5 protein-coding genes, 1 tRNA gene and 1 rRNA gene are annotated in these 13706 nt (G+C 71.6%); 6 read left to right on the plus strand and 1 reads right to left on the minus strand.

All coding sequences use genetic code 11. The annotated features are described in order from the left end of the window. The 3 genes from rrf to IF45_RS0130125 form a co-directional block, all read left to right on the plus strand. Positions 1-92: ribosomal RNA gene (gene rrf / locus IF45_RS32005) — 5S ribosomal RNA — on the plus strand; the annotation flags it as partial. A gap of 114 nt (positions 93-206) precedes the next feature. Then, positions 207-866 (plus strand): DegT/DnrJ/EryC1/StrS family aminotransferase, encoded by a 660-nt coding sequence (locus tag IF45_RS0130120; protein ID WP_030310717.1) that lies wholly within the window; start codon positions 207-209, stop codon positions 864-866. A 92-nt stretch (positions 867-958) separates the two neighbouring features. Then, positions 959-1031, plus strand: a tRNA-Thr gene (locus IF45_RS0130125). Between the two features lie 101 nt (positions 1032-1132). Here IF45_RS0130125 and IF45_RS0130130 read toward each other — a convergent pair. Beyond that, positions 1133-3799 carry a SpoIIE family protein phosphatase gene (locus IF45_RS0130130; RefSeq protein WP_078842956.1) on the minus strand — a complete coding sequence of 889 codons (2667 nt, stop codon included), beginning with the start codon at positions 3797-3799 and terminating at the stop codon, positions 1133-1135. Between the two features lie 365 nt (positions 3800-4164). On the opposite strand from IF45_RS0130130, the gene IF45_RS0130135 reads away from it, so the two are divergent. The 3 genes from IF45_RS0130135 (at position 4165) to IF45_RS0130145 (ending at position 13381) form a co-directional block, all read left to right on the plus strand. Continuing rightward, positions 4165-9561 (plus strand): HAMP domain-containing protein, encoded by a 5397-nt coding sequence (locus tag IF45_RS0130135; RefSeq protein ID WP_030310721.1) that lies wholly within the window; start codon positions 4165-4167, stop codon positions 9559-9561. 308 nt (positions 9562-9869) lie between these two features. Beyond that, positions 9870-10535 (plus strand): response regulator, encoded by a 666-nt coding sequence (locus IF45_RS0130140; protein WP_003951225.1) that lies wholly within the window; start codon positions 9870-9872, stop codon positions 10533-10535. Between the two features lie 83 nt (positions 10536-10618). Then, entirely contained in the window at positions 10619-13381 is a 2763-nt protein-coding gene (locus IF45_RS0130145; protein ID WP_030310723.1) for a DNA translocase FtsK, read from the plus strand. The last annotated feature ends 325 nt before the right edge of the window (positions 13382-13706 follow it).

Here is a 13706-nt window from a genome sequence, read left to right on the forward strand (position 1 = left end):
CGCCCGGTTACATTCCGAACCCGGAAGCTAAGCCTTACAGCGCCGATGGTACTGCAGGGGGGACCCTGTGGGAGAGTAGGACGCCGCCGAACTATTATTCAGAGTGGTGGTCCCCGGATTTCGGTCCGGGGACCACCACTTTTTTGATTTCGGTCACCTCGCGTTCACCGTCCGCCGCCAGCATGTGCGGCATGGGGACAGAGAAGATGCTGAGGGCCGCGGGAATCGGGCGGGGCGACGAGGTCGTGGTGCCGGCCTTCGGACGGGCCGACGTCGCGGGAGCCGTGGTCGCCGCCGGCGCGCTGCCGGTGTTCGCCGACATCGACCCGCACTCCTACTGCCTGGACGCCGAGGCCGTGGCCGCCGTCACCGGGCCCCGTACCGCCGCGATCGTCGCCGTGCACCGCTTCGGGCGCTCCGCGCCTCTGTGGCAGCTCAGGGGGCACGGGGAGCGGCACGGGCTGCTGGTGCTGGAGGAGCGGGACGCCGTGGGGGAGCCCGTCGACGTGGCGGAGCGCAGGCGGGCCGCCGACCACCTCGACCAGCGGCTTCGCGGGGTCGGGACGCCTGAGAAGGACCGGGACCACACCTACACGCAGTACGTGGTGCGGGTGCCGGGGAACGGCCGGCCCGATCGGGACGCCTTCGCGCGGGCGCTGCGGGCCAAGGGCGTCGCCTGCTCCGTGCCGGTCAAGACGCCGCTGCACCGTACCGCCGAGCACTGGCGCGACGTACGGCTTTTGGAGACCGAGCGGGCCGCCGACGACACCCTGGCGCTGCCGCTCGTACCGGTGGCGGAACGGCGGGGGCTGCACCGGCTGGTGTCGGCGTGCAACGCGCTGGGCGGGCTGCTGCAGCCGGCCTGAGTTCCGGCTGCTGGGGGTGGTGCGAGGGGCGCTCGAATTCAGGTATGCTTCTTCTCGTTGCCAACGCGGAACACCGCGAAAAGCAGCAGCCGGCCCCAATAGCTCAGTCGGCAGAGCGTCTCCATGGTAAGGAGAAGGTCAACGGTTCGATTCCGTTTTGGGGCTCAACGAAAAGGCCCCCGCCCATTGGGCGGGGGCCTTTCTCGTGTGTGCGTGAGGTGGGAGCCGGGGCGGAGAGGGGCCGGCGGGAACCGGCCCCTCGGATTTCAGTTCCGCTGGGGTTCGGGGACGCGCATCGTCAGGATGGCCATGTCGTCCGACGGGGAATCGGCGGCGAACCGCTCGACGGCGCGCATCACCCGGGCCGCGACCGCGCCGGCCGTCAGCCCCGTGCAGCCCTTCAGGACCTCCGCCAGGCCGTCGTCGCCCAGCATCCGGCTGCCCTCGCGGCGCTCCGTGATGCCGTCGGTGACGCAGAGCAGGACGTCGCCCGGCTCCAGCCGCACCGTCTGCTCGTACAGCTCCAGGTCGTCCATGACGCCGAGGAGGGGCTGGGGTTCGGCGGCCGCCTCGACGGAGCCGTCCTGGCGCAGGCGCAGCGGGAGGGGGTGACCGGCGCAGACCACCTTCAGCAGGGCGCTGCCGTCCTCCTGGGGGCGCAGCTCGCCGTAGAGCAGGGTGAGGAAACGGCTGCGTTCGCCCTCGTCGAGGATGGCGTTGTTGAGGCGCTCCAGGACGGCCGGGCCGCTGTAGCCCTCGCGGGCCAGCAGGCGCAGTGCGTGGCGGGCGAGGCCGGTGACGGCGGCCGCCTCGGGGCCCGTGCCGCAGACGTCGCCGATGGCGAAGCCGTAGGCGCCGTCGGGGATGGTGAAGAGGTCGTAGAAGTCGCCGCCGACCTCGTTCCCCTCTCCGGCCGCGCGGTAGATGACCTCGACCTCTACGCCCGGTACCTCGGGCATGTCCGGCGGGAGCAGGCTGCGCTGGAGGGACTGGCTGATCGCCATCCGCTCCGAGTACAGGCGGGAGTTGTCGAGGGCCAGGGCGGCCCGACGGGAGAGGTCCTCGGCCAGTTCCAGGTTCTCCTGGCGGAAGTGGTCCTCGGAGGGCTTGCCGAGGACCAGCATGCCGATGACACGGTTGCGGGCCACCAGCGGCAGGACGACCGTCTCGCCGCCGACGGAGGCCGCCGTGGTGAGGGTCGAGCCGATCCCCGAGCCCAGGTGGTGCGGCTCGTCGTCCAGGCTCCGGACGGAGGCTTCGAGCGCCGCCTCGTGCGCTGCGCGCGCCGGGGCGGGCCAGATCCGCGCGCCCGGCGTGGGTACCGGCTCGGGCGGGTCGATGCGGCCCAGCAGCGCCTTCAGGCCGTCGATGCGCTCCTCGTCCTCGTGCAGCACGTAGGAGAGGTACGGCTCGGAGGCGGTGTCGGCGATCGTGTAGACGGCGCACCAGGTGGCCAGGGTCGGGACCGTCATCTGGGCCATCAGCGCCAGCGTCTGGTCCCGGTCGAGGGTGCCGGCCAGCAGGTCGGACGCCTCGCCGAGGCGGGCCGACTCGACGGCCAGCGCGATCCGGTCGGCGGCGAACTGCAGGCGCAGCGCCTCCTCGTTGGAGTAGCGGCCCGCGCCCTCCGCGGCGACGCCGAGCGAGCCGGTCAGGCGCCCCTCGACCTTGAGCGGGACCGTCACCACCGAGCGCATCCCGGTGCCGTTGAGCAGCGGCACGGCGCCCGGCACGGCGCTCAGGTCCTCGTGGACGGCGGGCATCCGGGCCGTGCCGTACCGGCCGGAGCCGGTGTCGACCGGGACGCGGGCGAACCGCTGGCGGGCGGAGGGCAGCCCGGTGGTGGCGCGGACCTCCAGCTCCGTCTCGTCGTCGGTGGCGAGCAGCAGGAAGGCGGCGTCGCCGTCGAGCATGTCGCGGGAGCGTTCCACGGTGCGCTGGAGGAGCCCGTCGAGGTCGTCCGGGGCGGGGGAGCCGATGAACGTCTCGAACGGGTCGGTGCTCTGGCCGTCGGCGCGGTGCGCGGACTCCGGGGCGGCGCCGCGCTGCGGCGTGGCGAGGACCGCGCGCTCGTCGTCGCGGACCAGCAGGCAGACCGTGGAGGGCTCGCCCTGCGGGTCGCGGACGCGCAGGTGGGAGGCGTAGACCGGGACGACGCGGCCGTCGGCGGCACGGATGCCGTAGCTGCCCTCCCAGCGAGAGAGGCGCAGGGCCTCGGCGATGCCGGTGCTGGTGCCGGGGGTGTGCGGCCACGCGGCGTAGTCGGTCAGCGGCTTGCCGATGATCTGCTTGGCCGGGTAGCCGAAGAGTTCCTGGGCGTCGTCGTTCCAGGCGGAGACGGCGCCCTCGCTGTCGATCTGGATGACCGCGACGCGGACCCGCTCGTCGGCGAGCGGCAGCAGCTCGGTGGAGACCGAGGGGCCGGCGGTGCGGGTGCCGACCTGGCGCTCGGGCAGGTCGAGCCGGAACCAGACGTGCTTGTGCGCGGGGGAGTACTCGACGCCCCAGCGGGTGGCGAGCGCCGCGCAGAGCTGGAGGCCGCGGCCGCCCTCGCGGTCCGGGCTGCCCATCGCCACGCCGCTGGACTGGAGCGGGATCTCGCGCTCGGGATAGCGGTCGGACACCTCGATCCGCACGCCGTCGCCGGAGCGCAGGCAGACCACCTCGGCGGCGGTGCCGGCGTGCACGACGGCGTTGGTGACCAGCTCGCTGGTGAGGACCACGGCGTCGTCCACGACGTCGCCGAAGCCCCAGCCCTGCAAGGTGTCGCGGACGAAGGCGCGGGCGGCCGCCACCGAGCGTCCGACCGGTTCGAAGGTGTGGGCGGCCCGCGCCGTGATCACAGAACTCCTCGTGCGGTTGTCGGCGGGGTCCAGGCTCCCGTGGTCGGGGTGCTCGGCCCCGGATGCCGGGGGCTGTTCCCCGGGCAACATCAGTCCCATTCCTCCGGCCGCCCCTCCGATGCCCGTACGTACGTGTGCCACCGCCCAGGCCGGGCATACCGGGGTGGTTGGACAGCCTGGTGCCAGGTTACTTACCTTCACGGTCCCGGCGGATGCCGGTCGCGCGGTTTTGGTCCGGAGGGTGTGCGGACGGTGTGCGAAGCTGCCGAACTGTTATGGCCTGGTTCGGCCGGGGTGAAACACTGGGAATGCTCCTGGCAACGGCCCGAGCAAACCTGCAGTACGTCGACCCTTGCGGGAGGGACACGGTGGAGTCTGGCGCAGCGGCGCGGAGCACGACCACGCGCGGACAGGGCGGGCGGTCCCGAAGTGCCTCCAGGGGAGGGACGGTCGAGGTGGACGCGGCCCAGCTCCAGCGCCTGAAGTCCGCCCTGGCCGCGATGCGGGACGGCAACTTCCGGCGCCGCCTGACGGTGACCGGCGACGGTGTGATGGCCGAGGTCGCCGCGTTGTTCAACGAGGTCGCGGACCGCAATCTGCATCTGACCGGAGAGCTGTCGCGGGTGCGGCGCACGGTCGGACGTGAGGGAAAACTCACGGAGCGGCTGGAGACGGGGGTCTGCGAGGGCTCCTGGGCCTCGGCGATCGAGGCGTCCAACGCGCTCGTCGACGACCTGGTCCATCCCGTCTCCGAGGTCGGCCGGGTACTCTCCGCCGTCGCCGACGGTGACCTGGAGCAGCGGATGGAGCTGCGGACGCAGGCGCCGGACGGCTCGGGGCATCCGCTGCGCGGGGAGTTCCTGAAGGTCGGCCGGACGGTCAACAACCTGGTCGACCAGTTGTCGCGGTTCACCGACGAGGTGACCCGGGTGGCCAGCGAGGTCGGTACCGAGGGCAAGCTGGGCGGCCAGGCGCAGGTGCGGGGCATGTCCGGTTCGTGGAAGGACCTCACGGACTCCGTCAACACCATGGCGTACCGGCTGACCGCGCAGGTGCGGGACATCGCGCTGGTGACCACGGCGGTGGCCCGGGGTGATCTGTCGCGCAAGGTGACGGTGCACGTCGCGGGCGAGATGCTCGAACTCAAGAACACCGTCAACACGATGGTGGACCAGCTGTCGTCGTTCTCCTCCGAGGTGACGCGCGTCGCCCGCGAGGTGGGTACCGAGGGTGAGCTGGGCGGGCAGGCGCGGGTGCCCGGGGTGGACGGGGTGTGGAAGGACCTCACCGATTCGGTGAACCTCATGGCCTCCAACCTGACCGCGCAGGTGCGCGGGATCGCCCAGGTCACCACCGCCGTCGCCAACGGTGACCTCTCCCGCAAGGTGACGGTGAGCGCGCGTGGCGAGGTCGCCCAACTCGCCGAGACCATCAACCAGATGACCGAGACGCTGCGCACCTTCGCCGACGAGGTGACCCGCGTCGCCCGGGAGGTCGGCGTCGAGGGCCAGCTCGGCGGGCAGGCCAACGTGCCGGGCGCCGCCGGTACCTGGAAGGACCTGACCGACTCGGTCAACACGGTCTTCCGGAACCTGACCACGCAGGTGCGCGACATCGCGCAGGTGACGACGGCGGTGGCCAACGGTGACCTCTCGCAGAAGGTCACGGTGGACGTCTCCGGCGAGATGCTGGAGCTGAAGAACACCGTCAACACCATGGTCGACCAGCTCTCGGCGTTCGGCGCCGAGGTGACCCGGGTGGCCCGCGAGGTCGGCGTCGAGGGTGAACTGGGCGGCCAGGCCACCGTGCAGGGCGCGGCCGGCACCTGGAAGGACCTCACCGACTCGGTCAACACCGCGTTCCGCAACCTCACCGGCCAGGTCCGCAACATCGCCCAGGTGACGACGGCGGTGGCCAACGGTGACCTCTCGCAGAAGGTCACGGTGGACGTCTCCGGCGAGATGCTCCAGCTGAAGAACACCGTGAACCGCATGGTGGACCAGCTCTCCTCCTTCGCCGACCAGGTCACGCGGATGGCCCGGGACGTGGGGACCGAGGGCCGCCTCGGCGGTCAGGCCCGGGTGGACGGGGTCAGCGGCACCTGGAAGGAGCTGACCGACTCCGTCAACCTCATGGCCGGCAACCTCACCGCGCAGGTGCGGCAGATCGCCCAGGTCACCACGGCGGTGGCGCAGGGCGACCTCTCGCAGAAGATCGGCATGGACGCCCGCGGCGAGATCCTGGAGCTGAAGAACACCATCAACACGATGGTCGACCAGCTCTCCGCCTTCGCCGACGAGGTGACCCGGGTGGCCCGCGAGGTGGGCACCGAGGGCCGGCTCGGCGGCCAGGCGCAGGTGCCCGGCGTGGCAGGCGTCTGGCGCGACCTGACCGACTCGGTGAACGGCATGGCCGGCAACCTCACCGCGCAGGTCCGCCAGATCGCCCAGGTGGCCACCGCCATCGCCCGGGGTGACCTGTCGCAGAAGATCGACGTGGACGCCCGGGGCGAGATCCTGGAGCTGAAGAACACCCTGAACACCCTGGTGGACCAGCTCTCGGCCTTCGCCGAGCAGGTCACCCGGGTCTCCCGCGAGGTCGGTACCGAGGGCATCCTCGGCGGCCAGGCGCGGGTCGACGGGGTCTCCGGCACCTGGAAGGACCTCACCCAGTCGGTGAACAGCATGGCCAACAACCTGACCATGCAGGTCCGCAACATCGCCGAGGTCACCACCGCCGTGGCGCGCGGCGACCTCTCGAAGAAGATCACCGTCGACGCCAAGGGCGAGATCCTCGAACTGGTCACCACCGTCAACACGATGGTCGACCAGCTCTCCAACTTCGCCGAGCAGGTGACCCTGGTCGCCCGTGAGGTGGGTACCGAGGGCAACCTCGGCGGTCAGGCGCGGGTGCCGGGCGTCACCGGCATCTGGAAGGACCTGAGCGACAACGTCAACACGATGGCGAACAACCTCACCGGCCAGGTGCGGAACATCGCCCACGTCGCCACCGCCGTGGCCAACGGCGACCTGACCAAGAAGGTCACCGTCGAGGCGAGCGGCGAGGTCGCCCAGCTCGCCGACACTGTCAACACCATGGTGACGACCCTGTCGTCCTTCGCCGACGAGGTGACCCGCGTCGCCCGCGAGGTGGGCACCGACGGCATCCTGGGCGGCCAGGCCCGCGTGCCGGGAAGCTCGGGGACGTGGAAGGACCTCACCGAGTCCGTGAACTCGATGGCCTCCAACCTCACCGGCCAGGTCCGCAACATCGCGATGGTCACCACCGCCATCGCCAAGGGCGACCTCACCAAGAAGATCGACATCGACGCCCGGGGGGAGATCCTGGAGCTGAAGACGACCATCAACACCATGGTCGACCAGCTCTCCTCCTTCGCGGAGCAGGTCACCCGGGTGGCCCGCGAGGTGGGTACGGAGGGCCAGCTCGGCGGCCAGGCGCGGGTCCGCGACGTCGACGGCACCTGGCGCGACCTCACCGAGTCGGTGAACGAGATGGCGCAGAACCTCACCCGCCAGGTGCGCGCCATCGCGGCCGTCGCCACCGCGGTGACCCGCGGCGACCTCCAGCTGAAGATCGACGTGGACGCGGCCGGCGAGATCCAGGCGCTCCAGGACAACATCAACACGATGATCACCAACCTGCGCGACACCACCCTCGCCAACAAGGAGCAGGACTGGCTCAAGGGCAACCTCGCGCGGATCTCCGGTCTCATGCAGGGCCGCCGCGACCTCACCGACGTCGCCTCGCTGATCATGAGCGAGCTGACCCCGGTGGTCTCGGCCCAGCACGGCGCGTTCTTCATCGCCGCGCCCACCGAGGAGGACCCGGACCTCTCGGCGGAGGCCCGCGAGAACGCGTACGAGCTGCGGATGATCGGGAGTTACGGCTACTCGATGGGGTCGATGCCGACCGCCTTCAAGCCCGGTGAGTCGCTGATCGGGGCCGCCGCGCAGGAGAAGCGGACGATCCTCGTCGACCATGTGCCCTCCGGGTACCTGAAGATCGCCTCGGGGCTCGGGGAGGCGCCGCCCGCCCATGTGATCGTGCTGCCGCTGCTCTTCGAGGGCACCGTGCTCGGCGTGATCGAGCTGGCCGCCTTCCAGCAGTTCACCCACATCCAGCGGGACTTCCTCAGCCAGCTCGCCGAGATGATCGCGACCAGCGTCAACACCATCAGCGTCAACACCAAGACCGAGGAGCTGCTGAAGCAGTCGCAGGAGCTGACCGAGCAGCTGCGGGACCGCTCGGAGGAGCTGGAGGTCCGGCAGAAGGCGCTCCAGGCGTCCAACGCCGAACTGGAGGACAAGGCCGAGCTGCTGGCCCGTCAGAACCGCGACATCGAGGTCAAGAACACCGAGATCGAGGACGCCCGGCAGGTGCTGGAGGAGCGCGCCGAGCAGCTCGCCGTCTCCATGCGGTACAAGTCGGAGTTCCTGGCCAACATGTCGCACGAGCTGCGCACCCCGCTCAACTCGCTGCTGATCCTCGCCAAGCTGCTCGCCGACAACGCCGAGGGGAACCTCTCCCCGAAGCAGGTGGAGTTCGCCGAGACGATCCACGGGGCCGGTTCCGACCTGCTCCAGCTGATCAACGACATCCTCGACCTCTCCAAGGTCGAGGCGGGCAAGATGGACGTCAGCCCGACCCGGATCGCCCTGGTCCAGCTGGTCGACTACGTCGAGGCCACCTTCCGGCCGCTCACCGCCGAGAAGGGCCTGGACTTCTCCGTCCGGGTCTCCCCGGAGCTGCCCGCCACCCTCCACACCGACGAGCAGCGGCTCCTCCAGGTCCTGCGCAACCTGCTCTCCAACGCGGTGAAGTTCACCGACAGCGGCGCCGTGGAGCTGGTCATCCGGCCGGCCGCCGCCGACGTCCCCGACGCGATCAGGGAGCAGCTGCTGGAGGCCGGTTCGCTGGCCGACGCCGACGCCGACCTCATCGCCTTCTCCGTCACCGACACCGGTATCGGCATCGCCTCGGGCAAGATGCGGGTCATCTTCGAGGCGTTCAAGCAGGCCGACGGCACCACCAGCCGCAAGTACGGCGGTACCGGCCTCGGCCTCTCCATCAGCCGGGAGATCGCCCGCCTCCTCGGCGGCGAGATCCACGCCGCGAGCGAACCGGGCCGCGGCTCGACCTTCACGCTCTACCTGCCGCTGCACCCGGCCGAGCTGCCCCCGCAGGGGTACGCGCAGCTCGCCCCGGCCGTCGAGCCCAAGGGTGAACTCCCCGCCGGGCAGGAGCCGCAGAGCACCGAACCGGTGCCCACGGAGCCGCTGAAGGACACCCGCAACGGGCCCGTCTCCCTCTTCCGCCGGCGCCGCAGGGCCGCGGAGGAGACGGCGGCCGGGACGGACGGCGGCGCCGGCCAGGCGCAGCCCCGCACCACCTCGCCGGGCCGGCCGCTGGACGCGCCGCCGGAGGAGCGCCCGGCGCGCGAGCCGGTCAGCTTCGACGGCCAGAAGGTGCTCATCGTCGACGACGACATCCGGAACGTCTTCGCCCTCACCAGCGTCCTCGAACAGCACGGCCTGGCCGTCCTCTACGCCGAGAACGGCCGCGAGGGCATCGAGGTGCTGGAGCAGCACGACGACGTGGCCGTGGTGCTGATGGACATCATGATGCCGGAGATGGACGGGTACGCGACCACCTCCGCGATCCGCCGCATGCCCCAGTTCGCGGGGCTGCCGATCGTCGCGCTGACCGCCAAGGCGATGAAGGGCGACCGGGAGAAGGCGATCGAGTCGGGCGCCTCCGACTACGTCACCAAGCCGGTCGACCCCGACCACCTGCTGGCCGTGATGGAGGGGTGGATGAGCCAGGACGGCTGACCGGCCCGCGCCGCGCCCCGGCCTCCGCCGCCCCTGGGCGCGGAGTTGGGGCCGGCGGGGCGTACCGTGGCGGGACGTGGCGCCGGCGCGTCCCGCCGGACGGGGAACCTTCCGGGGCCAGGCCGCGTTTGCGCTTACGTACAAGTGACATCGCGGTGACAGGGTGTGGCGAAGAGCGGGGTGCGGCTACCATGACCGGCACAAGGACGGACGACGCAAGGGAGTCGTCCCCCGGGGCAGGCCCCGGTGCTTCCCCACGTCCGCAGGATCAAGGAAGCCCCATGCCGGGGCGAGGAGGGCGGGCCAGGATGCAGAAGGCCAAGATCCTCCTGGTCGACGACCGGCCGGAGAATCTGCTGGCGCTGGAGGCCATTCTCTCCGCGCTCGATCAGACACTGGTCCGGGCGTCGTCCGGGGAGGAAGCGCTCAAGGCGCTGCTGACGGATGACTTCGCGGTCATCCTGCTGGATGTGCAGATGCCGGGCATGGACGGTTTCGAGACCGCCGCCCACATCAAGCGCCGGGAGCGGACCCGGGACATCCCCATCATCTTCCTCACCGCGATCAACCACGGTCCGCACCACACCTTCCGCGGGTACGCGGCCGGCGCGGTCGACTACATCTCCAAGCCCTTCGACCCGTGGGTGCTGCGGGCCAAGGTCTCGGTCTTCGTCGACCTGTACATGAAGAACTGCAAACTCCGCGAGCAGGCGGAACTGCTGCGCATCCAGGTCGAGGGCCGCGACGGCCAGAGTGAGCCGACCGGTGTCATCGCCGAGCTGTCCGCCCGGCTCGCCGCCGTCGAGGAGCAGGCCGAGGCGCTCTCCAAACAGCTGGACGACGAGTCGGCGGACGCCGCCGCCGTCGCCACCGCCGCCCACCTCGAACGCAAACTCACCGGTCTGCGCAGGGCCCTGGACGCCATCGACCCGACCTCGGGCGGTACGGCCCCCGTCCTGCCGCCGCAAGGCTGAGCCGGGCGGGGCCTGTCACCTGGCCCCGGCCCGCTCGCTGACCGGCCGTCAAGGCGACGCCGCGTCAGGAGCGACACGGACGGGTGAAGCCCCGGGCGCACGTGTCCCGTCCGCCCCGCACCGGTAACCTCACCACCATGGCCTCACGTACCTCCGGCAAGGGATCACCGTCCTCGGCGCGCGGCGCGGGGCGTTCCGGGGGACCGGCGAAGAAGACCGCGGCCAAACCGCCGGTGAGGAAGAAGGCGCCCGCCAGGAAGGCGGCGGCCCGCAAGCCGCCGCCCAGGCCCGCGCCCGCCCCCGGCCTCTACCGCTTCGTACGCGCCGTCTGGCTCGGCGCCGCCCACGGTGTCGGCGCCGTCTTCCGCGGCATAGGACGCGGTGCCAAGGGGCTCGACCCCGCCCACCGCAAGGACGGCCTGGCCCTGCTCCTGCTCGGCCTCGCCCTGATCGTCGCCGCCGGCACCTGGTCCAACCTCCAGGGCCCCGTCGGCGACCTCGTGGCGATGTTGGTCACCGGTGCCTTCGGCCGCCTCGACCTGCTGGTGCCGCTGCTGCTGGGCACCGTCGCGGTGCGCCTGATCCGCCACCCCGAGAAACCCGAGGCCAACGGGCGGATCGTCATCGGCCTCTCCGCGTTGGTCATCGGCATCCTCGGCCAGGTCCACATCGCCTGCGGCTCGCCGGCGCGCGGTGACGGCACCGCCGCCCTCCAGGACGCCGGCGGCCTCATCGGCTGGGCCTCGGCCACGCCGCTGATCTTCACCGTCACCGAGGTGCTGGCCGTCCCGCTGCTGCTGCTCCTCACCGTCTTCGGGCTCCTCGTGGTGACCGCCACGCCGGTCAACGCCATCCCGCAGCGGCTGCGCACCCTCGGCCGCCGCCTCGGCCTGATCGCCGCCCCGGCCGGCGCGAGCGACGACGACGCCCGCTACGAGGAGCAGTGGCGCGAGGCGCTGCCCGACGCGCGGCGCCGCCCCGGGGCCGACGACGAGGCGGACGAGGCCCCGGCCAGGCCCGCCCGGCGCCGCGCCCCGCGCAAGGCCGCCGCCGAGCGGACCGGGCGCGACGCGGTCGACATCGCCGCCGAGGCGGCCGCCGCCCTGGACGGGGCCGTGTTGCACGGCATGCCGCCCTCCCCGCTCGTCGCCGACCTCACCCAGGGCGTGACCACCGAGCGCGAGCCCGCCACCTCCCCGGTGCCCCCGGCGCGTACCACCGGCTCCGAGGAGCCTGCCCGGCCCACGCCCGGCCGCCGCAGGACCACCGGGAGCCAGGACTCCGGTTCCGTACCGGATCTCACCAAGGCGCCGCCCGTCGACGAGAGCAGGCCGCTGCCGCCCCGGGCCGAGCAGCTGCAGCTCTCCGGGGACATCACCTACGCGCTGCCCTCGATAGACCTGCTGGAGCGCGGCGGACCGGGCAAGTCCCGCAGCGCCGCCAACGACGCCGTGGTCACCTCGCTGACCACCGTCTTCAGCGAGTTCAAGGTCGACGCGGCCGTCACCGGCTTCACCCGCGGCCCGACGGTCACCCGGTACGAGATCGAACTCGGCCCGGCCGTGAAGGTCGAGCGGATCACCGCGCTCACCAAGAACATCGCCTACGCCGTCGCCAGCCCCGACGTGCGGATCATCAGCCCCATCCCGGGCAAGTCCGCCGTCGGCATCGAGATCCCCAACACCGACCGCGAGATGGTCAACCTCGGCGACGTGCTGCGCCTGGCCGACGCCGCCGAGGACCACCACCCGATGCTGGTCGGCCTCGGCAAGGACGTCGAGGGCGGCTACGTGATGGCCAACCTCGCCAAGATGCCGCACATCCTGGTCGCCGGAGCCACCGGTTCCGGCAAGTCCTCCTGCATCAACTGCCTGATCACCTCGATCATGATGCGGGCCTCGCCGGAGGACGTGCGGATGGTCCTGGTCGACCCCAAGCGCGTAGAGCTGACCGCCTACGAGGGCATCCCGCACCTCATCACGCCGATCATCACCAACCCCAAGCGGGCCGCCGAGGCGCTCCAGTGGGTGGTCCGCGAGATGGACCTGCGCTACGACGACCTGGCCGCCTTCGGCTACCGGCACATCGACGACTTCAACGCGGCCGTGCGCAGCGGCAAGGCCAAGACCCCCGAGGGCAGCGAGCGCGAGCTGCAGCCCTACCCGTACCTGCTGGTCATCGTGGACGAGCTGGCCGACCTGATGATGGTGGCGCCCCGGGACGTGGAGGACGCGATCGTCCGCATCACCCAGCTCGCGCGGGCCGCCGGCATCCACCTGGTCCTCGCCACCCAGCGGCCCAGCGTCGACGTCGTCACCGGCCTCATCAAGGCCAACGTGCCCTCCCGGCTCGCCTTCGCCACCTCCTCGCTCGCCGACAGCCGGGTCATCCTCGACCAGCCCGGCGCCGAGAAGCTCATCGGCAAGGGCGACGGGCTCTTCCTGCCGATGGGCGCCAACAAGCCCACCCGGATGCAGGGCGCCTTCGTCACCGAGGAGGAGGTCGCCGAGGTCGTCAAGCACTGCAAGGAGCAGATGACGCCGGTCTTCCGGGACGACGTGGTGGTCGGCGGTCAGAAGAAGAAGGAGATCGACGAGGAGATCGGCGACGACCTCGACCTGCTCTGCCAGGCCACCGAGCTGGTCGTCTCCACCCAGTTCGGCTCCACCTCGATGCTCCAGCGCAAACTGCGCGTCGGCTTCGCCAAGGCCGGCCGGCTGATGGACCTCATGGAGTCCCGGGACATCGTCGGCCCCACCGAGGGCTCCAAGGCCCGTGACGTTCTCGTGAAACCTGAGGACCTGCCAGGAGTGCTCGCCGTGATCCGGGGGGAGGAGCAACCGTGACGGCTCCTCATCCCCAGCCACCGGGCCGGAGCGGGGGCAGGGCGGCGCGACCGTCCTGACCCCGGACCACCGGGAGGGCGGCGGGTGCGAGGGGCCCGGACGACGGACAGCACCGCGTGGCGGACTGGCGCGCGGCGAAGGGAGACGGGCGTTCCCACCCGGCGTACGCCGGACCGCGCCCGGCGTGTGGCTCCGGGCGCACGCCGGTACCGGGCCCCGGCGCACCGGTGACCGGGCCGGCGGCGCGGACGGGGCAACCGTTTCCCTTCGGCGTACGTCAAGTTGAGAGAAGGGGCACTCTGTGCCCCGGGCCGCGGCGGGAGGG

It is taken from the genome of Streptomyces albidoflavus (assembly GCF_000719955.1).
Taxonomy (GTDB): Bacteria; Actinomycetota; Actinomycetes; order Streptomycetales; family Streptomycetaceae; genus Streptomyces; species Streptomyces albidoflavus.

Bases quoted from the DNA above. Each gene is read 5' to 3' on its own strand.
- IF45_RS0130140 (WP_003951225.1), top strand. From the start codon at position 9,870: ATGCAGAAGGCCAAGATCCTCCTGGTCGACGACCGGCCGGAGAATCTG.
- IF45_RS0130120 (WP_030310717.1), top strand. From the start codon at position 207: ATGCTGAGGGCCGCGGGAATCGGGCGGGGCGACGAGGTCGTGGTGCCG.
- IF45_RS0130130 (WP_078842956.1), bottom strand. From the start codon at position 3,799: ATGTTGCCCGGGGAACAGCCCCCGGCATCCGGGGCCGAGCACCCCGAC.